Source organism: Gordonia sp. 852002-51296_SCH5728562-b, assembly GCF_001665475.1.
GTDB classification, from domain to species: Bacteria; Actinomycetota; Actinomycetes; order Mycobacteriales; family Mycobacteriaceae; genus Gordonia; species Gordonia sputi.
This window is the reverse complement of sequence record NZ_LZMI01000069.1, coordinates 80,313-102,208: the sequence shown is the minus strand read 5'-3', so window position 1 is coordinate 102,208 and position 21,896 is coordinate 80,313. Positions and strand designations below refer to the sequence as shown.

Here is a 21,896-nt window from a genome sequence, read left to right as displayed (position 1 = left end):
CATCGGGGACATACCCTGACGTTCCCCCGGAAATCGGGGAACAACCCTGATGTGGCGACCGGGGTGTGTGGGGCAGTATCGAAGTGTGAGTACCCCTGCTGCCCCGGACGTGCCACCGATCCCTCGGCTGGTGCGGCGTGACGCGGGCCGGGTCATCGGTGGCGTCGCGGGCGGCGTTGCCGACCATCTCGGCGTCGATGCGTTCCGCGTCCGTGTGGTGTTTGTGGTGTTGGCTGCGCTGGCGGGTGCCGGTGTGCTGGCCTACGGACTGCTGTGGTTCTTCTGCCCGCAGGGCAACGACACCGAATCGCCCGCGCCGGGGGAGCGTCGACAGGCATTGGGTCTCGCGGTGCTCGCGCTGGTTGCGATGACCGTTCTCGGGTTCGCGGCGTCGGGAACGCCTGCCGCCTATCTCGTGCCGTTCGTGTTCGTCATGGTCGGTGCGGGCCTGGTATGGCGTGAGTTCGACACGTCGAAGACCGCGCCCCACAGCACCGCGCTCACCTGGACACGGTTGGCGGGCGGCGCGGTTCTCGTCGTCGGTGGTCTTGCAGTGATAGTCGTGGCGGGCAGACGCAACTACGGCGGCTTGAGCACCACGTTGCTCGCCGTTGCGGCCACGTTGATCGGTGTCGTTCTGCTGACCGTGCCCCTGTGGATGCGGTTGTGGCGCGCGCTGAACGAGGAGCGTGCCGCCCGTATCCGAAACGCCGAGCGCGAGGAGATCGCATCGCACCTGCACGACTCGGTACTGCAGACCCTCGCGCTCATCCAGAAGCAGGCGGGCAAGCCCGAGGAGGTTGCCCGGTTGGCCCGCAGTCAGGAGCGCGAGCTGCGTGGGTGGCTCTTCGGCGACGTCGCGCAGCGCGGCACGTCGTTGAGTGCGTCGATCCGAGAGGTCGGCGCAGAGGTGGAAGACACGTATGGGATCGAGGTCGAGGTGATCACCGTCGGTGATCTGCGGCCCGACGAGGGAGCCCGTCACGGACCGGGGAGCGAGGTACGACGCTGGCCCGCTCTGATCGGCGCGACGCGCGAGGCGCTCGTCAACGCGGCCAAGCACTCCGGCGAGCGTAGCGTCGACGTCTACATGGAGGTGGGCGACGAGGAGGTCGAGGTGTTCGTGCGCGATCGAGGCGTCGGATTCGATCGCGACGGTGTCGACCCGGACAGACAGGGGCTTACCCGCTCCATCACGTCTCGGGTGGAACGTGCTGGGGGACAGGCACGTATCGATTCGACGCCGGGGCGCGGCACGAACATCCGACTGATCATGCCGCGTCCCACGACGCACGCCGACGCGGATAGCGATGGCCACGACGACGCGCACGAGGCCACGCAGGAAGCCACGCACACCGACGAGTCGATCGACCACGGGAAGGCACGATGAACGAGAACGCGACCGCCGGGCCGGATGCACAGAGCGCATTGTGCCGCGTGTTTCTCGTCGACGACCACGCGGTGTTCCGCTCGGGTGTACGCGCCGAACTCGCCGACGAACCGGGATTGCACGTGGTCGGCGAGGCGGGCACCGTCGCCGATTCGATCACTGCGATCACGCGACTGCGGCCAGACGTCGTGCTCCTCGACGTACACATGCCCGCGGGCGGTGGTGTCTCCGTATTGCGCGGTGTCACAGAGACATTGGGCGACGACGCGCCCGTCTTCCTCGCGCTCAGCGTGTCCGACGCCGCCGAGGATGTGATCGCCACGATCAGGGCGGGCGCACGCGGGTACGTGACCAAGACGATCGACGGTCGGGAACTCGCGGACGCGGTCCGACGTGTCGCAGACGGCGATGCGGTATTCAGTCCGCGGCTCGCCGGATTCGTGCTCGATTCGTTCACCGGGAAGTCGTCGGTGCCCGAGCCCGCCCTCGATCCCGAACTCGACTCTCTCACAAGGCGAGAACTCGAGGTGTTGCGTCTGTTGGCGCGCGGATACACCTACCGCGAGATCGCCGAAGAGTTGTTCATCTCGATCAAAACCGTCGAAACCCACGCGTCGAACGTCTTGCGGAAGACTCAGCAGTCCAACCGAAATGCGTTGACCCGGTGGGCGGCCACTCGCCACATCGGTTGAGGCTCAGCGCGAGTGTGTTTCAGTGCGAGTGTGTCTCAGCGCATCAAGACGATCGCGAGGACGATCACGACGGCCAGCACCACGAAGAAGGCGAGTACCGCCAGCGCGAGGGCCGTCGGCGAGGTGCCCGAAGCTCGTTGGGAGGGTGGAAGACTCGCGTACGGGTCGATCGGGTAATGCTCGCCTTGATACCGGCCACTCGGGTATTGCCCGCTTGGATACTGGCCACTCGGGTACTGGCCGCTCGGGAATGGCGGTGTCGACGAGACCAGAGTGTGGTGTCGAGGTTGCGACGGTGGGGTCTGCCATCCGGCGGCCACCGACGTGCCGGAGGTTAGTTGGTCTGACACGGGGCGGGCTGATGGGAAACCACCGGGACGGGCCGAATCTGGTTGCGACGTCTGGCCGGGTCCTGCGGGGCCCGCGCCGTGCGGCGTCTGCGGGGGAAGGGTTGCCGCACCCGATGCGCGGGGAATCAGGCTCGTCAGTACCTGGTCGGCGGAGGCGCGGCCACCCGACGCGACCGCGATGAGTTCGTCGCGGGCCTGTGCCATCGTGATCCGCTTTGTGGGACTGGGCTCGAGCATGTGCAGCAGCACTGGTTCGAGAGCGCCCGCCCGCTTCATCGGATTGATCTGCGCACGAGCCACCTTGTGCAACATGACAAGTGAGTTGTCGTCGACTCCGAACGGTGGTTCGCCCTCGACCATCGTGTAGACCGTCGCACCCAGCGAGTACACGTCCGATGCCTCAGACGGTTCGGCACCGCGCGCGACCTCGGGGGCGAAATATGCTGGGGTGCCGGTGATCACGCCGGTTTGTGTCAGGGAGACATCGTCCTTGGCGCGAGAGATACCGAAATCGGTGAGTTTGACCAGCCCCGCGTGACGTCCCGATTCGGAGATGAGGATGTTGCCGGGCTTGATGTCTCGGTGCACGATGCCCGCGGCGTGGGCCTCGGCCATGGCGTCGGCGACCTGTGCGCCGATCTTGGCCGATTCGGTGACGTCGAGTGTGCCTGCCGAGTAGAGGATCTGGGCGATACTCCGTGACGGAAGGTACTCCATCACCAGCCACGGTTCACCGCGGTCGAGCGCAACGTCGTGCATCGCGATCGCGTTGCGATGGGCGAGTTTCGCGGCAATCCTGCCCTCACGCATCGCGCGCTTACGGGCATTGTCGGCGGAATCGTCGGAGAGGCCCTCGGTGGAGAGGACCTGCTTGACCGCGACGTCGCGATCGAGCAGTTGGTCGCGGGCGAGCCAGACGGTGCCCATGCCACCGCCGCCGATTCGGGATTTCAGCCGATAACGGCCGGCCACCAGGTACTGCGGACCCGGTGTGCGGTAGCTCTCGGCGAGTGACATACGGAAATGATAGCCGCGTGGCGCGCGGGGACGTGGCCGTCGAGAGCCCGTCGGCGGTTCAGTGGTCCATACATGGCGGTCATGGCAGCGCGGGTTGACAGTGCCTAGTACGTATGTTCGACTCATCACCATGAGGTGGTCCGAACAGGTGGTCGAAGTCGACGACGGCGCGCTACCCGGTTTCGCGCGTGCAGGACTCGTGCGGTCGGTGCAGACTCCGGAGTTCGAGGGCATCACCTTTCACGAGGTGCTCGCCAAGAGTGCGCTCAATGCCATGCCGGAGGGGTCGGGATTGCCGTTCCGGTTCACGGTCAACACATTTCGTGGATGTTCGCACGCGTGCCGATACTGCTTCGCGCGGCCGACGCACGAGTACCTCGACCTCGACGCCGGGCTCGACTTCGATTCGCAGGTGGTGGTCAAGCTCAACGTCGCCGCGGTGTTGCGCAAAGAACTCCGACGACGTTCGTGGCAACGGGAGACCGTCGCATTGGGCACCAACACCGATCCGTATCAGCGTGCTGAGGGTCGATATCGGCTGATGCCCGGCGTGATCACCGCGCTCGCCGAATCGGGGACGCCGTTGTCGATCCTGACCAAGGGCACACTGCTACGTCGAGATCTACCGCTGTTGCGCCAGGCGTCGGCTCAGATCCCGGTGAGTATCGGAGTGTCGCTGGCCATCTTCGACGACGACCTGCAGAAGCAGATCGAACCGGGAACGCCGTCGCCGCGGGCACGGTTGGAGCTGATCCGTGCGATCGCCGAGGCGGGATTTGCGCCACACGTGATGGTTGCGCCGGTCATTCCGTATCTGAGCGATTCCACCGCGCACCTCGACGCGCTGCTCGGTGCGCTCGCCGACGCCGGGGCGGCCGGGGTGACCGCGTTCCCGATGCATCTGCGCAGTTCGACCAAGCCGTGGTTCATGAATTGGCTTGCCGCTAATCATCCGGCGCTGGTGCGCAAGTACAACGGGTTGTACGGCCGGGGCGCGTATGTCACCGCGGAGTACTCGTCATGGCTGCGAGATCGATTGCAGCCGTTGGTGGCTCGACACGGTTTGGCAGGGCGCGATCACGGCAGGACGGAGTTGGTGGATACCGGCGAGCGCGACCTGATCGCCCCGCCCGAGATGGCCGAGGCGTTGACCTTGTTCTGAGCCGCGCAGTTCTAGGCTGCGCAGTTCTAGGCCGCGCAGTTCTGAGCCGCGCGGTTTTGAGTCAAGCGGTTCTGAGCCACGCGCCCAGGTGTTCTCGGGCGGCGTGGTTGTTGTGCGGGGTCGCTGTGGGGTCTGCGTCGCCGTAGGTCTGCGTCGTCGTAGGTCTGCGTCGCTGTGGGTCTGCGCCGTTGCGGGTGGTGATCATGTCGGCTCCTGAGCCGGTCGTCGCGTCTGCGGTGTCGACGGTTTGTCGAAGGTTTGGGGCAGGAAAGAGCAGGTCATCCTGCATTTTCGCGTCGTGATCGGTGTTCGTGAGCGGCGGCTCGACCGTTCGTCACCTGGGCTGTTGCGGAGTGTCAGAGGGGCGTCGTACGATCTGAATATCGAAAAAACGTTCGATCAAACTCGGTGATCCGAGCGACCGACGGCGCAGCAACTTCCCGGCTCGCCATGCATCACAACGCTGGCCAGGAGGTCTTCATGAGTGTTTTGCCGTTGGCTCATCCGAACGCATCGCAGTCGGATGCTGATGCTCTCGATGAGGGTGGTCTGCCCGATCGGGATGGTCTGCCCGACGGGGCGCGGGCCGATACGCTGGCGCAACTCCGCAAGCGAATGGCGGTGCTGTCCGGCATGCCGGACAGGTTGTCCGTCGATCGTGTTGACGAGGTCGGCGACAGGTTGCCGCTTCCGGATGTTGTCGCAGATCTGTTGCCGCACAGCAATTCTCGACAACATGATGCTCGCCGCGGGGGGATCCCCCGAGGGAGCGTGATCGATTGTTCGGGAGCCCGGTCGTTGGTGGTCGCGATGATCGCCGCGGTGAGTCGCAGTGGTGGTCAGGTGGGAATCGTCGGCTTGCCGTGGCTGAGCTTGTTGTCGGTCGCAGAGATGGGTGCCGATCTCGCCCGTATCGCCATCGTGCCGGATCCGGGGGTCGATCCGATCGAGATCGCCTCGGTATTGCTCGACGGCATGGATCTGGTGGTGCTCGGCCTGCGTGGAGTCGACGTTGCGCCCGCGCGGTGCCGGGTGGTCAGCGGCCGGGTGCGCCAGCAGTCGTCGGCGCTGCTGGTCGTCGACGGTCATTGGCCGGGCGCGCAGGTGCGTATGGAGGCGAGCGTGCTCACCTACCGGCATGTCCCGGGAACGTCGGGCGCCGATCTCTCCGCAGCACGACGTGGGCACGGTCGGATCGGGGGTCTGCGGCTGCAGGTCACCGCAACCGGGCGTGACCGCAGGCGACGCAGCGCCGACGTCGATCTGAGTTCGTTGAGTGCGCAGGGTCAAGCAGGGCTGGTGGGGCTGACACGCCCGGAAGAACCGGTAGTGGGTAGACCGGATGATCAGATCAGCGCAGACGACCAGATGCTCACCGCGGTGGCGAACTGATGGGTCGGGTCATGGCCGTGTGGTGCCCGGACTGGCCAGCGATGGCGGCAGCGGCCGACGAGGATCTGCCTCCGGCACAACCGATTGCGGTGCTGTCGGCCAATCGGGTGACCGCAACATCGGCGACTGCCCGAGCGGCGGGGGTCCGACGCGGCATGAGAAAACGGCAGGCGCAGGCGGTGTGTCCGGAGATGCGGGTGTTCACCGCGGACGTCGATCGTGATGCACGTTTCTTCGAGCCGGTGGTGGCTGCGGTGGCCGAGGTGGTCGCCGTGGTCGAGGTGCTACGCCCGGGGCTGGTAGTGATGCCTGCCGATGGCGCCGCGCGACATCACGGCGGAGAGGAGTCGCTGGCCGAACAACTCGTCGACCAGATCTCGGTGTGCGGAGTCGAATCGCAGGTCGGGGTTGCCGATGAACTGTTCACTGCGGTGATCGCTGCACGTCGGGGTCATCACGTCGAACCGGGCGGAAGCCGCGCTTATCTGGCCGATCTCCCTGTGGCAGAACTGAACGTGGAGCCGAGTTTGTCTGTGCCCGAACGGGCAGAGCTGGTCGATCTGTTGCGTCGACTCGGACTCGTCACCATCGGCGATTTCGCCGCGATGTCTGCACGCGACGTCGCAACCAGATTCTCCGCCGACGCCGCCGTCGCCCACCGGCTGGCCAACGCGCTGACCGATCGTCGACCGTCGGGCAGTGCGGTCGCGCCGGAGTTGGTGATCGAGTACGTCTGTGAGCCACCGATCGACCGGATCGACGCCGCGGCGTTCGCTGGCCGACGCCTCGCCGACATGCTGCATCGTCGACTCGCCGACGTACCCGCGGCGTGTACCAAGCTCAGGGTCGAGGCCGTTACCGAACGCGGACAACGACATTCACGGATCTGGCGGTGTGCACAACCGCTGACACCCGACGCCACTGCCGACCGCGTCCGGTGGCAGTTGGAGGGCTGGCTGACCGGCGCGGGCAGGGGGAGGAGTCGCGGCGACACCCGACCCGACTCGCCGATCGCGATGCTTCGACTCGAGCCGGTGGAAACGGTCGACGCCGGCGAGTTGCGCTACGCACTGACCGGTGCGGGACTGCCGGGCGAGTCGGAGGTCTCCGAGCGCGCACGCCGGTCGTTGGAGCGTGTGCAGGGTCTGCTCGGTGGCGACGCCGTGCAGGTGCCGGTGCGCAGTGGTGGTCGCGGGCCGTCGGAGCAGATCACGATGATCGCACTCGGTGACGAGAAGATCCCCGAGCGCGACCCGCAGGCACCGTGGCCAGGCCGCGTGCCCCAGCCCGCACCCGCGGTCATGTCCCGCGCCCCGGTGTCGTTGACCGACGCGTCGGGGCAACCGGTGACCGTCACCGGTCGGGGAGCGTTCTCCGACGAGCCCGCCGTCGTACGCATGGCACGTCCCGGCCGCGACGCCGCCCGCGACACCTGGGCGTTGAGCTGGTGGGCCGGACCGTGGCCTGCGGGCATGGACGATACCGGCATCGTCGCCAGAGCCCAAGTGCTCCTGGAGGATTCACGCGCGCTGCTGCTCTACTACCGGGCAGGCGAATGGATGGTCGAGGGCGTGTACGAGTAGCGGTGCTCTGGTGTGCGCGGCGGTGCGGAAAGTAGGGGAAGGATTCTTTCCTTGGGTTCTTTACGTTTTCTCGTGTTGTTTCTGGGGGAGGGGTACGAAACCCGCGGAAAAATTCTTTCCCCTAGTTTCTGCGCGGGCCGGCGCGGCGCGACCCGAGCCGTGCACGCGCGCGGAGCCCGCGGTCAGCTGTTCGCGCCGCGGGCGACCACGCGCCACGTCGCAACCTCGCCCTCACCACCCTCACCAGCACCACCGCCGACGACCAGCTCGTCGACGAGGTTCACCGCGGTGCAGACGTGGTTGGGTACGACGCGCACCGTCGAGCCGAGCGAAGGGACGTACTCGTCCGGGTACTCGACAACCGCGTGGTGTTCGGAGAGCGCGACGATGCGTGCGGCAGGCTCGTCGAGTATCCGACCGTGCCCGCTGGCCCACGCGGGGCGGTCGGCGCCGATGATCTTGCTGCCCGCGTCGAGAACCACACGACGCCCGTCACGACGGACGACGGTGCTGACGGCGGTCAGCGCCACGTCGTCGAATCCGCAGACGCCGAGCTCCACCTGCTGGGCGTCGTAGAACGGGTAGACGCCCGGTCGGATCTCGGTCAGCACGCCCGAATCCGCGAACTCGATCGTCGGCGTCGAGCCGCCGCTCCGCACGCGTGGATCGATTCCCTTGTCGCGCAACCGCTCTGCCGCCGCTGCGAGTGCCGCGATCTCCTGTGCGGCGGCGTCACGGCGCGCATGTCCTGGGCGGTATCCGTGGCCGGGAAAGGTGAACACCCCGACCACCTCGAGCCCAGCCGATCGCGCAGCTACTGCCACCTCGCCCGCGAACTCGGGTGCCACACCTGTCCGGTGTTGTCCGGAGTCGACTTCGACGAGAACTTCGGCGCCGGACAGCTCGGCGGCAAGGCGCGCAGCACCCTCGACGGAGTCGACGGCCAGGCGGAGTGCAATCCGATCGGCGAGCGCGCGCAGTCGAGAACCCTTGTGCGCGCACACCCACAGCGGATATGCGAGGAACAGGTCGGAGACGCCCGCATCGGCGAACGCCTCGGCCTCGCCGATCGTCGCCACCGTGAGTCCCACAGCGCCGCTGTCGATCTGGCGTCGAGCGAGCTCTGCGGTCTTGTGCGTCTTGGCGTGGGGGCGCAGATCGACGTGAGCGTTCCGTGCGAGCTCGGCGACCGCCTGCAGGTTGCGATCGAGGCGGGCGAGGTCGACGGCGAGATACGGGGTGTCGGTCACCGATCCACGGTACCGAGGGAGGCCGCCGATTCGTCGACCAGAAGGTACTCCTGGTGCAGAATCCGTGCGGTCAGTCGCGGCGTGAACTTCCGGCCGAATTCGGCGAGCTGCCCGAGCGGCGGGCTGATCCGCGCAGGACGCGTCACGATGCCCCGCAACACCTTCGACGCCCCCTTGTCGACGCTCCACACCCCGGCGGAGTTCTGATAGGCCTCGGTGGGCGCGATCATCCGCGTGCGGACCAGTGGTAGTCGCACGTTGGTGAACGAGACGTGTTCGGAGAGGGTTTCAGCACCCGTCGACTCGCTGAACGCCTCCAGTGCCGCCTTCGACGCCGCGTACGCGCCGAATCGTGCGCCACGCGTCTGCACGGCGATCGACGACACATTCACCACATGCCCGCTCTGTCGTTCCACCATGTGCGGCAACAGTGCGAGTACGACGTTGACGGCTCCGAAGTAGTTGACCGCCATCACCCGGTGGTAATCATGCGAGCGCTCAACGGAATTGAGCGTTGATCGACGAATCGACCGGCCCGCGTTGTTGACCAGGATATCGACGTGGTCGTGGTCGGCGATGACCGATTTCACCAGTGTCCGCACCGCTTCCTCGTCGGTGATGTCGCACTGATAGGCATAAGCACGTCCGGGCGGAATGCCCGGTTTCGATTGGGACGCATTGAGATCGGCGACCGCGGACGCCAATTCGTCTGCGCTGCGGGCGATCACGTAGACGTCGGCGCCCCGTTCGAGGCACATCCGGGCTGTGGCCTTGCCGATGCCACTCGACCCGCCGGTGACCAACACGTGCTTACCGACGAGCGGCCCGCGCGGGTCGTGCCTGCGGTGTCGCGACGGGTCGAGATGGGTGGTCCAGTACTCCCACAACCTGGGCCCGTAGTCGTCGAGATCAGGAAGTTCGACGCCGCGCGCACTCAATCGTGCCAGGGTTCGTGTGGCACGGAAGTCCGCCGTCATTCGCATGCCGTCGAGCAGTGCGGGTGGGATGCCCTCCTGTTCCGCGACAAGATCGCGGATCGGACGTAGCGGCCCGAATCCGGTCAGCGCGATAGCTGGTGCGACGATCCGATTGCTCACCACGCCAACACCTTTGGGTGAACCGATCGCGGGCGCGAGCGCGTTGTACATGCCGATGACACCACGGTCGCGCGAGTCCCCGAGATGGAATACCTCACCACTGCGCTCCGGCTCGTCGTCGACGAGGGTCGCGATGGATTGCGCCACGAAATCGACGGGAACGAGATTGAGCCGACCGAGGTCTGGCATCGGCAGTGGAATGCCCGATGGCAGGAGTCCCAGGAGCGCCAATCGGGGGAAGAAGTAGTACGGGCCGTCGACCTTGTCCATCTCGCCCGTCCGCGAATCGCCGACCACGACCGACGGCCGGTACACCCGCCAGCGCAGTCCCTCCCGCTCGCGGACGAGCTTCTCCGCCTCGTACTTCGTGCGGTGATACGGCGTCGGAAACCCCTGCCCCAGGTCGAAATCGTCCTCGGTGAAGGCGCCCGCATAGTCGCCGGCGACAGCGATCGATGAGACGTGGTGCAGCATCGCGTCGTGTTCGACGGCGAAGTCGACGACGCGCGCGGTGCCGTCGACATTTGCACGCTGCTGGGCCTCGGCGTCGGCGGTCATGTCGTAGATCGCGGCGAGGTGGATGACGTGGTCGATCTCGGGCAGTTCGGTGCCGGACAAGGCCAGCCCGGGCGAGGTGAGATCCCCGGCGATCGGATGCAGGCGATCCGGCGGAGCGTCGGCGAACATCTCGTCGAATCGTGTGCGTGACCCCGCGCGGACCAGCGCGTAGACCTGCGCGTCCCGGTCTGCGGCGAGCAATCGTTCGATCACCCGGCGTCCGATGAACCCGGTCCCTCCGGTGATGAAATACGTGGTCATCTGTTCCTCCGGCCGGCTGGCAACTGCGGACTCGCTCTTTCTTACTCCGCGGTAAGAAGTGCTCGGATTCACCCTGACACTTACATCGCCAAATGGCAACGTCACCACGGAGGGTTGTCAGGCCTCGGGAGATCCAGCATCGGCGGGGGAGTTGTCTGAAATCTCCCTTTCTGTCAGGAACCTTATCAGTTGGCTGACTATTTGCTAGACTCACGATATGTCTGAGAACCCCGCCGAGATGGCCGCGACCCTGCGCCCCGTGCTTGCGGCGCTCAATCGCCGACTGCGCGCGCAGGGGCCGATCGGGGATCTCACGCGGTCGCAGACCAACGTGCTCGGCAGGCTCGAACGTGGGGGACCGTCGACGGCGAACGACCTCGCCCGGGCCGAAGGTGTTCGCCCGCAGTCGATGTCGACGACGGTTGCGGCACTGCTCGAGCAGGGACTCATCGTCGGGACGCCTCATCCGAACGATCGTCGAAAGACGCTCCTTGATCTCTCGGATAAGGCCCGCGAGACCTACGCGCGTGGACGATTGGCTCGCGAGGACTGGCTCGCTGATCGGCTCGGGCAGGTTCTCACCGACGAGGAACGGGCGCAGATCGCCACCGCAACAGAGCTTCTCCGCCGTGTGGCGGAGTCCTGATAGTCGCTTCGATCAAGGAGGAATCCATGGCAATGACAGCTCTCGACCCGCGGGTCGCACTGATCGTCATCGACATGCAACGTGGAATCGCGTTGCGCGACAATCTCGCACCGTACCCGGCGTCGGAAATCGTCGACCGCGCAGGACAATTGGTCGACAGATTCCGCAAGTACGGCCACCTCGTGGTGATGGTCAACGTCGACGCCGTGCCGCCCGGCCGGACGGACCGCAACTCTGGATCGGCGAGGCCGCAATTGCCGACGGAGTGGACCGAGCTCATCGACGAATTCGCCCCCCAGCCTGACGATCTGGTGGTGACCAAACATTCGCGCAGTGCATTCGCGGGTACCGGCCTCCTGGAGGAGTTGCGTTCCAGGGGCGTCACCCAGGTCGCCGTCGTCGGGATCGCCAGTGGCGCAGGTGTCGAATCGACGGCCCGTGACGCACACGAAGCGGGGTTCAACGTGACGTTGCCGACCGACTCGATGACCGATTCCGACGGGGAGCGTCACGCGCACAGCGTGCGCGAGGTGTTTCCCCAGATCGCCGAGACAGGTTCGACCGCAGAGCTTCTCGAACTCCTCGACGCCACAGCTCAGTGAGCGCCGTGGCCACCGGCGACGCCGGTGTGGCACAGCGCAATCCGTTCGGCTGGCGGTTCACCGGGCCACTGTTGATGGGGTCGACACTCAACCCGATCAACAGTTCCATGATCGCCACCGCGCTCGTCGGGATCGGCGTCGACTTTCATCGGGGTCCGGCCCAGACGACGATTCTGATCTCGGTGCTCTACCTGTGCAGCGCAGTGGCGCAACCGACAATGGGCAAGCTCGCGACGGTATTCGGTCCTCGTCGCGTCTTCGTCTCAGGGCTGGTCATTCTGCTGATCGCCGGTGTCATCGGTGCCGCCGCGCCGGCGTTCTGGTGCCTGATGCTCTCGCGTGCCCTGATCGGCATCGGCACCTCTGCGGCGTATCCGACGGCGATGGCGCTCGTGCGGTCTCGTGCCGACTCATTCGGAACGGGAGTGCCGAGTCGCGTGCTCGGCGGGTTCTCGATCGCCGCCCAGGTGATCGCGGTGATCGGACTGCCGCTCGGTGGTGTGCTGACCGGTGTGTTCGGCTGGCGGGCAGTGTTTTTCGTCAATATTCCGATCGCGCTGATCACCCTCGCGTGGGCGCTGCGCAGCATCCCTCGTGACGGTCCGGTGCAGGTGGGCGGCTTCGGTGGCCTCGTCCGCGTGGTCGACGTCGTCGGGGTGGCGCTCTTCGCGGTGACCGTGATCGCGACGCTCGAGTTCCTCGCCGCGCTCGGTTCACCGAAGTGGTGGCTGCTGGCGGTGATCGTCGTAGCGGGGTTGCTCCTGGTGCTCTGGGAACTGCGCGCGACACAACCCCTCATTGATGTGCGGATGCTCGCGGCCAACTCCCCGTTGGTGCGCACCTACCTGCGCCAGATGCTGGCAGGGCTCGGCTCGTACACGGCGATGTACGGCATCAGCCAGTGGATGGAGCAGTCCGCGGGATACACCGCGGCGCAGGTCGGGCTCATCCTCATCCCTTACTCGGCGCTGAGCGTGGTGTGCGCGCGGGTGAATTCGACGCACGGCTGGGTACGAATCCCGTTGATCCTCACAGGTTTCTGCTTTGTCGGCGCCGGTGTCACCGCCGTGGCGATCCATCATTCCTCTGGGCTGTGGATCCTGCTCACGATGACCTTCCTGTTCGGCGTCGCCAACGGACTGAGCGGCTACGCCAACCAGGCGACGCTCTACACGCAGAGTCCGCCGGAGTCGATCGGTGTGGCATCCGGGCTGTACCGGACGTTCATGTACTTCGGGGCGATCTTCTCGTCGAGCCTCATCGGTATCGCCTTCGGCGCCCGCGCCACCGATGGCGGACTCCACGTCGCGGGGTGGGCCATCGTGGTCATCGGGGCGGCGCTGATCGCCATGACCGTGGCGGATCGTCGAATCCCGCGGGCGGTGTCGGCCGACTGATGGCGCGGTGTCGCCGGTACGGGCGCGGGTGCCGAGCGCCGTCGAGCTGAGGCGAGGATGTGGGTCCAATCGAAGGATGTGGGTGCTGCAGCACCCACATCCTTCAGTTCGACACACATTCACAGTCGGGTGGCGGGGATTGTCGTCGGCGAGGCGAGCGGGGCAGCCCGCCACCCATCGTCTGTCGAACAGGTGTTCTATACTGGCTGAGTGGGCTGGAACCAGGGCCCGCCGACGTGGCGGGAGATGGAGCGGGTGCTGTCGGGGCGCTCGCCCGATGGCGGTCGTCCCGGGGAGTTCTTCGGTCCCGAGCAGACGGGCGACGGCAACGACAGCCCCGCGTGGTCGCGCAAACGTGGCGCCTACACGGCGCCGGAGGTGTCTCGTGAGCGATCGTCTGTGCGCTATGCGGAACTGCATGCGCACAGTTCCTACAGTTTCCTCGACGGGGCGTCGATGCCCGAGGAGATGGTGGAGGAGGCGGCCCGACTCGACCTGACCGGTCTGTCGATCACCGACCATGACGGTTTCTACGGCGTGGTCCGATTCGCCGAGGCCGCAAAGGAATTCGCGATGCCGACGGTGTTCGGTGCCGAACTCTCCCTCGAGCCGGACGTGACCCGCACCGGGGTGACCGATCCGGCCGGTGAGCATCTGCTGGTCCTCGCGCGTGACAGTGAGGGCTATCGGAGGTTGTCACGAATCATCGCCGACGCCCACATGTCCGGTGGTGAGAAGGGGCTGCTGCGCTACGACGTCGACCGGCTGACCCGCGACGCAGGCCACTGGGTGATCCTGACGGGCTGTCGCAAGGGCGCGGTTCGGCGCGCGTTGGATCGTGCGGGTATCGGTGCTGCCGAGGCCGCTCTCGGTGGAATGGTCGAGCGGTTCGGACGCGACGACGTCGTCGTCGAACTCACCGCTCAGGGCCTGCCCGACGACGACGAGCGCAATGCGGTACTCGCCGACCTCGCGCAGCGGTTCGGGCTGCCGACCGTCGCGACGTCGGGGGCGCACTTCGCGGGGCCGCGTCGTCGACGCCTTGCGCTGGCGATGGCGGCGGTGCGTGCCCGCACCGACATCGAGACCATCGCGGGCTGGATGCCGGGGGTCGGCGGTGCGCATCTGCGCAGCGGTGACGAGATGATGCGCCTGCTCCCCGCGCACCCCGACGCCATCGCCGCCGCGGCAGACCTCGCCGACGATTGCGCTTTCTCGCTCGGATTGATCGCGCCGCAGTTACCGCCGTTCGACGTGCCGGCCGGCCATACGGAGTCCAGTTGGCTGCGGCACCTTACGATGACCCGCGCACGACGCCGCTATGGGACACCAGCCCAACATCCGGCGGCCTACCGGCAGATCGAGCACGAACTGGCGATCGTCGAGACGCTCACCTTCCCCGGCTATTTCCTCGTCGTCGCCGACATCGTCGACTTCTGTAAACGCAACGACATCCTGTGCCAAGGCCGGGGGAGCGCCGCCAACTCCGCGGTGTGTTACGCGTTGGGTATCACCAACGTCGACCCGGTGGCCAACGAGTTGCTGTTCGAGAGGTTCCTCTCACCCGAGCGTGACGGGCCACCGGACATCGACGTCGACATCGAATCGGACCGTCGTGAAGAGGCGATCCAGTACGTGTACCGACGGTATGGCCGCGAGTACAGCGCGCAGGTCGCCAACGTGATCACCTATCGGGGCCGATCGTCGGTGCGCGACATGGCACGGGCGCTCGGCTATGCCAGCGGTCAGCAAGACGCCTGGAGCAAGATGCCCGACACCGCGCCCGACGACGTGCGCGAACTCGCAAGCGACATCGCCAACATGCCAAGACATCTCGGAATCCACTCCGGTGGAATGGTGATCTGTGATCGTCCCATCGCCGATGTCTGTCCGACGGAGTGGGCGCGGATGGAGAATCGCAGCGTATTGCAGTGGGACAAAGACGACTGTGCCGCAATCGGTTTGGTCAAGTTCGATCTGCTCGGTCTGGGGATGCTCTCGGCGCTGCACTACGCGATCGATCTGGTCGCCGAACACAAGAACATCCACGTCGACCTCGCCAAACTCGACCTCTCCGAGCAGGCGGTGTACGAGATGCTCTGTCGCGCAGACTCTGTCGGGGTTTTCCAGGTGGAATCGCGAGCACAGATGGCGACTCTCCCGCGGCTGAAGCCCCGGTGCTTCTACGATCTGGTCGTCGAGGTCGCGCTGATCCGTCCGGGACCGATCCAGGGCGGATCGGTCCACCCGTTCATCCGCCGACGCAACGGCCAGGAGGAGCCGACCGTCGAACATCCGTCGATGTGGCCGGCGCTCAAGCGAACACTCGGCGTACCGCTGTTCCAGGAGCAGCTCATGCAGCTGGCCGTCGACGTCGCCGGATTCGACGCCGCCGAGGCGGACCAGCTCCGTCGAGCCATGGGGTCGAAGCGATCACCGGAGCGTATGCACCAGCTTCGTCGACGCTTCTACGAGGGCATGCAGCGCTCGCACGGCATTACCGGCGACGTCGCCGACCGGATCTTCGAGAAGATGGCGGCCTTCGCCAATTTCGGTTTCCCCGAGAGTCATTCGCAGAGTTTCGCATCGTTGGTCTTCTACTCGTCGTGGTTCAAGCTGCACCATCCTGCCGCATTCTGCGCCGCGTTGCTGCGCGCACAGCCCATGGGCTTCTACTCGCCGCAGTCATTGGTCGCCGACGCCCGCCGACATGGCGTCGACGTGCACCGGCCGCATATCAACGCGTCGCTGGCCGAGGCGACGTTGGAGAACGACGGGCTCGACGTGCGGCTCGGGTTGGCGTCGATACGCGGGGTCGGAGACGACGTCGCGGCGCGCATCGTCGAATCAAGGGGAGTCGCCGGTCCGTATACGAGCATCACCGACCTGTCGCGGCGAGCCGACCTCAACCTCGCGCACCTCGAGGGATTGGCGGGCGCGGGGGCGTTCGAGTGTTTCGGCATGAGTCGACGACAAGCGTTGTGGGAGGCGGGCGCCGCGGCCTCCGCGAGCGCCGAGCAACTCGAGTTGGAGTCGTCTGCGCAGGTACCGACGCTGCCGGGATTGTCGGATGTTGAGCTGGCCGCCACCGATGCCTGGGCGACGGGGATCACGCCGTCGAATTATCCGACGCAGTTCCTGCGTCCGCGGTTGACTGCGATAGGTGTCCTGCCCGCTGAGGCGCTATTGTCTGTGCCGGATGGGTCACGTGTCATCGTCGGAGGGGCTGTCACCCACCGGCAGCGTCCGGCGACAGCATCCGGCGTGACGTTCATCAACCTCGAAGACGAGACCGGGATGGTCAACGTGGTGTGCTCGGTCGGGCTGTGGTCGCGGTATCGCGAGTTGGCACACTCGGCGTCGGCGCTGCTGGTACGCGGCAGAGTGCAGAATGCAGAGGGTGCGGTGACGGTGGTTGCAGATCGGTTGCAGCGGATGGATCTTCGAGTGGGTACCCGCTCGCGGGATTGGCACTGATGTGAGATGTGCACTGACAACGGCGCGGAAAGCATTCGCGCACAACGACAGCGGGGAGAGGAACAGATGGCGAAACAGGTGATCGTCACGGCAAAACCGAGCAGTCGCAAGGGGCCGCTCGTCGAGACCGGGCCGGACGGTTCCATCACCATCTACGTGCGCGAGCCCGCCACCGAGGGTAAGGCGAACAAGGCGGTCGCCGAACTGCTCGCCAAGCACCTCGGCGTGCCGAAGTCCAAGGTGGCACTCATCGGGGGAGCGACCGCGCGCACCAAGCGTTTCCGCGTGGGCTAGGCGGGCTTTCCGTCGGGTTCTACCAAGCCCGCGCGCCTCCATCGAGTGGGCCCCGCACAGTGTCGACTGTGCGCTCCGTGGCGCCGACTGTTCGTCAGTCCCGTTCGTGCGCAGGTACTTTCGTCACACCGCGCCGTCGAATCCGTTCTGTCGCCACGCCTCGTACACGACGATGCTCGCGGCGTTCGCCAGGTTGTGTGAGCGTCGCCCGGCGAGCATCGGGATACGAAGCCGGTCGGTGATCTCGGGTTCGGCGAGTACCTCGTCGGGGAGTCCGGTGGGTTCCGGACCGAACAGCAGCACGTCGCCGGGTTGATAGTCGACGTCGGTGTGATACCGCGATGCGTGCGCGGTGAATGCGAAGACGCGTTGCGGTTTCAGCTCGGTGAACGCTGTGACGAGGTTCGGGTGGACGGTCACGTTCGCCATCTCGTGGTAGTCGAGGCCCGCCCGTTTCACCTGAGCGTCGGACATCGAGAAACCGAGCGGCTCGATCAGATGGAGTTCGCTGCCGGTGTTGGCAGCCAGCCGGATCGCGTTACCCGTGTTGGGCGGGATGCACGGCTGATAGAACATGATGCGGAACATGGCGTCCATTGTGCAGAGCGTGATCCGACGCCTTGTCGGGGCGGTCGGCGCCCAGTCGGCTCAGAGGTCGTCGAGTCGGGTGTTGGCTCCGCACAGCAGCACGCAGAGCGTCGAGTCGGGGGCCGGCGTCACCAGCCCTGCGGCGACCGCTGCGACCGCGGTGGCGGTGCCGTGCTCGACGACGATGCGGAACCGCTCCCACAGCATTCGACGCGCGGCGATGATCTCGTCGTCGGAGACGACGACGCTCTCGACTGCCTTGTCGGCGATGGTCGACCAGCAGATGTCGCCGATCCTGGTGGCTCCCAACGAGTCCGCGGCGATGCTGTCGAGCTCGACCGACACCGGCCCACCCGCCTTCACCGCTTGATGCAGACTCGACGCTCCGGTGGGCTCCGCGCCGACGAGACGATCGCCGGGGCGCTGGGCAGCTGCGAGACCTCCAAGCAGTCCGCCGCCTCCCACGCATGCGACGACGGTCTGCGGCCCGGGAACGTCTGCGGCCAACTCGAGGGCGATGGTCCCGGCGCCCGCGACGATGTCGGGAAGGTCGTACGCGTGGAGCAGCAGCGCACCCGTCTTCGTGGCGAGCGCACCCGCGAACTCGGCCGCGTCGTGATACCTGGAGCCGTGTAGACGCACGTCGGCTCCCAGATCCCGCAGCGCCGTCACCTTCACCGGTGGCGCGTTCTCGGGTACGACGACGGTGCACCGCGTGCCGACGATCCGCGCCGCATGCGCTGCGCCGATCGCGGCGTTTCCGCCGGACGCCACCACCGCTCCACTATCTGCGAGCTCTCCCGCGTCGCGTGCCGCGAGCACGGCATTCACGCTTCCGCGGGCTTTGAACGAGCCGCCGAGCTGCAGGTACTCCAGCTTGAAGACCACCGGAACACTTCCGCTGACCGTGTCGATCTCCGCGCGCAGCACCGGCGTGCGTCGAACGTGCGTCGCGATGCGGCCTCGCGCCCTCCTGACGTCGGCGATGGTGACCGGGCGGGCGGCGTTCGTGGGCATATGGCAGCACGGTACTCGGATGGGCGCAACGAATCGCCGACCCTGACATCTGACACCCGACACCTGACACCGAGCCTCGGACAGGATGGAACAATGGACGGGTGAGCGCGATACGACTCGACGGCAAGCTGACCCGCGACGAGATCTTCGCCGATCTCCGTGAACGCGTCGACAAGCTGCGGATGGCCGGCGTGATGCCGGGTCTCGGCACGATCCTCGTCGGCGACGATCCGGGTTCGCAGTCCTACGTCAAGGGCAAGCACTCCGACTGCGCCAAGATCGGCATCGCGTCGATCCGTAAGGATCTACCCGCGGACGCCACCACCGAAGACCTCAACGCGGCCATCGACGAGCTCAACGCAGACCCCGGCTGCACCGGCTACATCGTGCAACTCCCGCTGCCACGGCATCTCGACGAGAACGCCGCGCTCGAGCGGATCGATCCCGCCAAGGACGCCGACGGTCTGCACCCGATCAACCTCGGACGACTCGTCCTCGGCAAGGAGTCGACGCTCCCGTGCACGCCGCGCGGCGTGATTCACCTGCTGCGGCGCTACGACATCCCGATCAACGGTGCCCGCGTCACTGTCGTCGGCCGTGGTGTGACGATCGGACGCCCGATCGGTCTGCTGCTCACTCGACGCAGTGAGAACGCAACCGTGACGCTGTGTCACACCGGAACCCGCGACCTCGCCGCAGAGATCAAGCGTGCCGACATCGTCGTGGCCGCGGCAGGTGTGCCGCATCTGGTTACCGGAGACATGGTCAAGCCGGGGGCAGCGGTCATCGATGTCGGCGTCAGCCGCACCGAGGACGGGCTGGTCGGCGACGTCGCCCCAGACGTGTGGGACGTCGCGGGATATGTGTCACCGAACCCGGGCGGCGTCGGGCCACTGACGCGCGCGTTCCTGCTCGTCAATGTGGTCGAGCGTGCAGAGGCAGATCTTGCAGCCGGAGTGAGCGTCGCCGGAGGTTCCGGACGGTGAACTCAGCGACGGATGCGCGGGTGCGGCAGCTTCGCCATGCCCGTCGGGTCCGCGCCTACATCGCGCAGATTCCCTATCTGCTGGTGATGCTCGGCGTGATCGCCGGAGCGGCGCTGGTGTTGTTCGACCGTTGGCGACGTGGTTCGTTCGTTTTCGGAACGGCTCTGCTTCTCGGCGCATTCATGCGCGCGGTGTTGCCAACGTCACGAGTCGGATTACTGCAGGTCAGAGGAAGATTCTTCGACGTTATATCCCTTGCCAGCGTCGGAGCCCTCATGTTATGGCTAGCTGCGTCAATAGATCCGTTGGGCACGGATTGATTACAATATGGAGCACGCTTCGGTAAAGTGTCCCGTGACGTGAGCTGATTCGGCACCTGTCGGATCAGCATCCGGGACCTCTGGATTCATTGAACCCGGGCGTGAGCGCACCGAGTGAGTCGTGGTGCGCTGCGGCAGTGCTAGAGCGCGCCGCAATGAACGGCGAACGACGAACGGCGACAAACGGGCAGGCAACCAATCTCTTCGACGCTGGATAGACCAAACGATCGCTCCACCCACGACGAGACGACGTCGATGGGTGTTTCCTTGGGTCAGGGCATGATTCACTTCGTCCTGCTCACACGTGACGGCTCGGGTCGCGAACTCGTGGAGTCACGGGTGATCGACGTCGATCCCAGCGATGGTCACGACACCGCGGGCAGGGTCAACGCGGGCATCGACCTCATGCTCGACGCCGCGCGCGGCGCCGACCGACGCGTGGGGCCGATCGGCGTCGCGGCAGGCGGCGATCTCGGGCGTGAGCTCATCGGCTCGACGGGGTCGGGTCCACGCCGGCAGATCCACCTCGTCTCCGTCGAGGAGGCCGTGGTGGCCTGCTTGATCGAAACGGGCCAGATCGGGCGATACAGGTCGGTGGTCGTCGTCGACTGCGGCGATACCGGCACGACCTTCTACACCGTCGAGCCTTCGAGCGGAGCCATCGGCGACATCACACACTCACGCGCACTGTCGGGGCGCGCGCTCGACGACGCGATCGTCCGCCAAGTGGTCGACGACGCGGGCGCCGTGAGTGGTTCGTTCTCGAACAAGCTCAGTCGCAACGCTTTGCGTAGTGCCGTCAGAACCGCCAAGGAGGAGTCGGGTGAGCACGGCACAGTCGACGCCGCCGGCCGGTTCCGAATCGGCGACGCAACGCTCGCCTCGGCGGTACGTCCATTCCTGAAAGACGCTCGCGAAGAGCTGAGCCGTTACCTCGCAACGCATTCGGCGTGCGCGGTGGTTCTCGTCGGTGGTCTGGCGAACCTGCCGACCATCGCCGACATGGTGCCCGAAGAGGATGCCGAAGGCGGACTCGTCGAGGTCATCATCCCGACGAATCCGGAACAAACCGCAGCTGTGGGCGCCGCGATGCTCTCGTCCGAGCAGGCAACGGCGCCTAGTCGACTGGCCTTCATCGGAGGCGGGAGGCGCAGGGGAGTGCTCTCTCCGCTGCCGATTGCTGTTGCAGCCGTCGTCATCGCCGCAGCGATGTTCACGGTGTACGCGGTGGGTTCGACACTCACCGGCAACTCCACGGACATCCCGTCGCCCTCGAGTGCTCGCGTCGCGTCGATATCGACCGACTCCGACCAGTCCGACATCGTTCCCTCGGAAACGAGACAGGAACCGACACAACTCACCTCGACGTCGGCCGAAGCCCCGCGCACAGCTCGCGAGGACGACGGACCGGGTTGGGCGACAACGCAATTGCCTCCGACGACGCCGTCGCCGTCCACGCTGACACTCTCCGCGCGTCCGAGTACGCCGTCGACGACAACGCGGCCACCCAGCGCGGAGACCAGTCGTCCCACTTTGCCGCTGCCACCCGGAATCACGATTCCGCCCAAGCTGCTGCCGCCGGGGTTCGTTCCGCCGTCGGGGACGCCCGCTCCCGGCCTGGAGACGCCGACTCCCAACCATCAGCAACCCTCTGGCGGGGCTGGTTCGAATGGTGGTGCGTCCCAGTCACATAACGATCGTGGTGCAGGAGCGGGTCAACTGACACCTCCGACCACGACGACCACGACGCCGGTTCCCGACGGACTGCTGCCGCCGCCCTGACGGGACGAGAGCGTTCTGACTCCTCGAGCGTCTGG

Annotated in this window: 19 protein-coding genes; 13 read left to right on the top strand and 6 right to left on the bottom strand. The window is 66.2% G+C overall.

Annotation, left to right across the window (positions count from 1 at the left end):
• Positions 1-49: 49 nt before the first annotated feature.
• On the top strand, positions 50-1,390 hold the full coding sequence (locus tag A5766_RS13245) for a PspC domain-containing protein (protein WP_442902959.1): 1,341 nt from the start codon (positions 50-52) through the stop codon (positions 1,388-1,390).
• Entirely contained in the window at positions 1,387-2,082 is a 696-nt protein-coding gene (locus A5766_RS13240; RefSeq protein WP_005207911.1) for a response regulator, read from the top strand. Before A5766_RS13245 ends, A5766_RS13240 begins: the two co-directional genes overlap by 4 nt.
• Positions 2,083-2,117: 35 nt before the next feature.
• Here A5766_RS13240 and A5766_RS13235 read toward each other — a convergent pair whose 3' ends face one another.
• Positions 2,118-3,449 (bottom strand): serine/threonine-protein kinase, encoded by a 1,332-nt coding sequence (locus tag A5766_RS13235; RefSeq protein ID WP_005207910.1) that lies wholly within the window; start codon positions 3,447-3,449, stop codon positions 2,118-2,120.
• 130 nt (positions 3,450-3,579) lie between these two features.
• On the opposite strand from A5766_RS13235, the gene A5766_RS13230 reads away from it, so the two are divergent.
• Positions 3,580-4,611: an Rv2578c family radical SAM protein gene (locus tag A5766_RS13230; protein WP_039856586.1), complete on the top strand. Its 1,032-nt coding sequence runs from the start codon at positions 3,580-3,582 to the stop codon at positions 4,609-4,611.
• 61 nt (positions 4,612-4,672) lie between these two features.
• Here the strand turns inward: A5766_RS13230 and A5766_RS24415 are convergent, their stop codons facing one another.
• Positions 4,673-4,816, bottom strand: a complete 144-nt coding sequence (locus tag A5766_RS24415; RefSeq protein WP_156527456.1) for a hypothetical protein — start codon at positions 4,814-4,816, stop codon at positions 4,673-4,675.
• A 275-nt stretch (positions 4,817-5,091) separates the two neighbouring features.
• Here A5766_RS24415 and A5766_RS13220 point away from each other — a divergent pair, with 275 nt between their 5' ends.
• Entirely contained in the window at positions 5,092-6,003 is a 912-nt protein-coding gene (locus tag A5766_RS13220) for a hypothetical protein (protein WP_005207907.1), read from the top strand.
• Positions 6,003-7,586, top strand: a complete 1,584-nt coding sequence (locus A5766_RS13215) for a DNA polymerase Y family protein (RefSeq protein WP_005207906.1) — start codon at positions 6,003-6,005, stop codon at positions 7,584-7,586. The genes A5766_RS13220 and A5766_RS13215 overlap by 1 nt, the downstream gene beginning before the upstream one ends.
• A gap of 182 nt (positions 7,587-7,768) precedes the next feature.
• On the opposite strand, the gene A5766_RS13210 is transcribed toward A5766_RS13215, so the two are convergent.
• Positions 7,769-8,836 carry an alanine racemase gene (locus A5766_RS13210; protein ID WP_064865542.1) on the bottom strand — a complete coding sequence of 356 codons (1,068 nt, stop codon included), beginning with the start codon at positions 8,834-8,836 and terminating at the stop codon, positions 7,769-7,771.
• Positions 8,833-10,752 carry an SDR family oxidoreductase gene (locus A5766_RS13205; protein WP_064865545.1) on the bottom strand — a complete coding sequence of 640 codons (1,920 nt, stop codon included), beginning with the start codon at positions 10,750-10,752 and terminating at the stop codon, positions 8,833-8,835. The genes A5766_RS13210 and A5766_RS13205 overlap by 4 nt, the downstream gene beginning before the upstream one ends.
• Positions 10,753-10,969: 217 nt before the next feature.
• On the opposite strand from A5766_RS13205, the gene A5766_RS13200 reads away from it, so the two are divergent.
• The 5 genes from A5766_RS13200 (at position 10,970) to A5766_RS13180 (ending at position 17,168) form a co-directional block, all read left to right on the top strand.
• Complete coding sequence (locus tag A5766_RS13200; protein WP_064865547.1) at positions 10,970-11,398, top strand: MarR family winged helix-turn-helix transcriptional regulator; 429 nt, start codon at positions 10,970-10,972, stop codon at positions 11,396-11,398.
• 26 nt (positions 11,399-11,424) lie between these two features.
• A complete protein-coding gene (locus A5766_RS13195; RefSeq protein WP_064865549.1) occupies positions 11,425-12,000 on the top strand; it encodes a cysteine hydrolase family protein in 576 nt (191 codons plus the stop codon).
• Positions 12,001-12,005: 5 nt separating this feature from the next.
• Complete coding sequence (locus tag A5766_RS13190; protein ID WP_231894637.1) at positions 12,006-13,397, top strand: MFS transporter; 1,392 nt, start codon at positions 12,006-12,008, stop codon at positions 13,395-13,397.
• 210 nt (positions 13,398-13,607) lie between these two features.
• Complete coding sequence (locus A5766_RS13185) at positions 13,608-16,874, top strand: error-prone DNA polymerase (RefSeq protein WP_064904998.1); 3,267 nt, start codon at positions 13,608-13,610, stop codon at positions 16,872-16,874.
• 66 nt (positions 16,875-16,940) lie between these two features.
• On the top strand, positions 16,941-17,168 hold the full coding sequence (locus tag A5766_RS13180; protein ID WP_005207899.1) for a DUF167 domain-containing protein: 228 nt from the start codon (positions 16,941-16,943) through the stop codon (positions 17,166-17,168).
• A 123-nt stretch (positions 17,169-17,291) separates the two neighbouring features.
• Here the strand turns inward: A5766_RS13180 and A5766_RS13175 are convergent, their stop codons facing one another.
• Positions 17,292-17,756 carry a tRNA (cytidine(34)-2'-O)-methyltransferase gene (locus tag A5766_RS13175; protein ID WP_064862286.1) on the bottom strand — a complete coding sequence of 155 codons (465 nt, stop codon included), beginning with the start codon at positions 17,754-17,756 and terminating at the stop codon, positions 17,292-17,294.
• A 60-nt stretch (positions 17,757-17,816) separates the two neighbouring features.
• On the bottom strand, positions 17,817-18,773 hold the full coding sequence (locus tag A5766_RS13170; RefSeq protein ID WP_064904996.1) for a serine/threonine dehydratase: 957 nt from the start codon (positions 18,771-18,773) through the stop codon (positions 17,817-17,819).
• A 101-nt stretch (positions 18,774-18,874) separates the two neighbouring features.
• Here A5766_RS13170 and A5766_RS13165 point away from each other — a divergent pair, with 101 nt between their 5' ends.
• From A5766_RS13165 to A5766_RS13155, 3 genes are all read left to right on the top strand, one after another.
• A complete protein-coding gene (locus tag A5766_RS13165; protein ID WP_064865552.1) occupies positions 18,875-19,759 on the top strand; it encodes a bifunctional methylenetetrahydrofolate dehydrogenase/methenyltetrahydrofolate cyclohydrolase in 885 nt (294 codons plus the stop codon).
• The gene (locus tag A5766_RS13160; RefSeq protein ID WP_005207895.1) at positions 19,756-20,079 is read left to right on the top strand and encodes a DUF3017 domain-containing protein; all 324 of its coding nucleotides are present in this window, start codon (positions 19,756-19,758) and stop codon (positions 20,077-20,079) included. Before A5766_RS13165 ends, A5766_RS13160 begins: the two co-directional genes overlap by 4 nt.
• 255 nt (positions 20,080-20,334) lie before the next feature.
• Complete coding sequence (locus A5766_RS13155; RefSeq protein WP_064865556.1) at positions 20,335-21,861, top strand: hypothetical protein; 1,527 nt, start codon at positions 20,335-20,337, stop codon at positions 21,859-21,861.
• Positions 21,862-21,896 lie beyond the last annotated feature (35 nt).

Bases quoted from the DNA above. Each gene is read 5' to 3' on its own strand.
- A5766_RS13245 (WP_442902959.1), top strand. From the start codon at position 50: ATGTGGCGACCGGGGTGTGTGGGGCAGTATCGAAGTGTGAGTACCCCT.
- A5766_RS13215 (WP_005207906.1), top strand. From the start codon at position 6,003: ATGGGTCGGGTCATGGCCGTGTGGTGCCCGGACTGGCCAGCGATGGCG.
- A5766_RS13170 (WP_064904996.1), bottom strand. From the start codon at position 18,773: ATGCCCACGAACGCCGCCCGCCCGGTCACCATCGCCGACGTCAGGAGG.
- A5766_RS13235 (WP_005207910.1), bottom strand. From the start codon at position 3,449: ATGTCACTCGCCGAGAGCTACCGCACACCGGGTCCGCAGTACCTGGTG.
- A5766_RS24415 (WP_156527456.1), bottom strand. From the start codon at position 4,816: ATGATCACCACCCGCAACGGCGCAGACCCACAGCGACGCAGACCTACG.
- A5766_RS13175 (WP_064862286.1), bottom strand. From the start codon at position 17,756: ATGTTCCGCATCATGTTCTATCAGCCGTGCATCCCGCCCAACACGGGT.
- A5766_RS13180 (WP_005207899.1), top strand. From the start codon at position 16,941: ATGGCGAAACAGGTGATCGTCACGGCAAAACCGAGCAGTCGCAAGGGG.
- A5766_RS13205 (WP_064865545.1), bottom strand. From the start codon at position 10,752: ATGACCACGTATTTCATCACCGGAGGGACCGGGTTCATCGGACGCCGG.
- A5766_RS13220 (WP_005207907.1), top strand. From the start codon at position 5,092: ATGAGTGTTTTGCCGTTGGCTCATCCGAACGCATCGCAGTCGGATGCT.
- A5766_RS13195 (WP_064865549.1), top strand. From the start codon at position 11,425: ATGGCAATGACAGCTCTCGACCCGCGGGTCGCACTGATCGTCATCGAC.
- A5766_RS13200 (WP_064865547.1), top strand. From the start codon at position 10,970: ATGTCTGAGAACCCCGCCGAGATGGCCGCGACCCTGCGCCCCGTGCTT.
- A5766_RS13230 (WP_039856586.1), top strand. From the start codon at position 3,580: ATGAGGTGGTCCGAACAGGTGGTCGAAGTCGACGACGGCGCGCTACCC.
- A5766_RS13240 (WP_005207911.1), top strand. From the start codon at position 1,387: ATGAACGAGAACGCGACCGCCGGGCCGGATGCACAGAGCGCATTGTGC.
- A5766_RS13155 (WP_064865556.1), top strand. From the start codon at position 20,335: ATGGGTGTTTCCTTGGGTCAGGGCATGATTCACTTCGTCCTGCTCACA.